The organism is Amycolatopsis sp. SID8362, assembly GCF_010550475.1.
Taxonomy (GTDB): domain Bacteria; phylum Actinomycetota; class Actinomycetes; order Mycobacteriales; family Pseudonocardiaceae; genus Amycolatopsis; species Amycolatopsis eburnea.
The window spans coordinates 1-564 of the sequence record NZ_JAAGNB010001095.1; the positions used below are offsets into that span (position 1 = coordinate 1).

Below are 564 nucleotides of genomic sequence, written 5' to 3' on the forward strand. Positions count from 1 at the left end.
CGAGGTCCGGTCGGCGGGCTCCGGGCGGTCGGTCACCGCGAGCAGGGGCGCCGGGGCAGCCGGCAGGTCCACCTTCCGGGGCTGCCCCGGGCCGCCGTCGATCAGCGAGACCGCCGTCCGGTCCGGCGCGGTACGGGTGAGGGCCACGAACTGGCGGCTGACCGGCGAGAACTCGACGTCGCTCCCGCTCGACCCACCCGGGGTCGACGTCGCGAGGGACGCCTTCGGCCACGCCGGGTCCAGCACCCCGCCGACCAGCCCGGTCGCGCTGTGCAGCAGCAGCCCGGACCGGCTGCCCGGCGCGTACGCGGGCGTGGCGCCCGGGTCCGACAGCGTCACGGTGGTCGCGGTCGTCTCGCAGAACATCGGCTTGCCCGCGGCGGTGGCCGCGACCACGGCATCCCCTTCGAGCTCCTCGGTGAGCAGCGGAACCCAGTCCGCGCGCGGCGGTACCCGGTCGGTCTTGCCCGCCGCCTGCACCGCGGCCCAGCACCGGTCGAGCGCCGTCGTCGCGAGCTTGCCGTCGAGCGCCGGGCCGCCGGACACCGCGGGCGGCGCTTCGGC

1 pseudogene is annotated in these 564 nt (G+C 77.8%); it reads right to left on the minus strand.

From position 1 onward, the window contains the following. A pseudogene (locus G3I65_RS34020) lies at nt 1–564 on the minus strand (hypothetical protein); the annotation flags it as partial.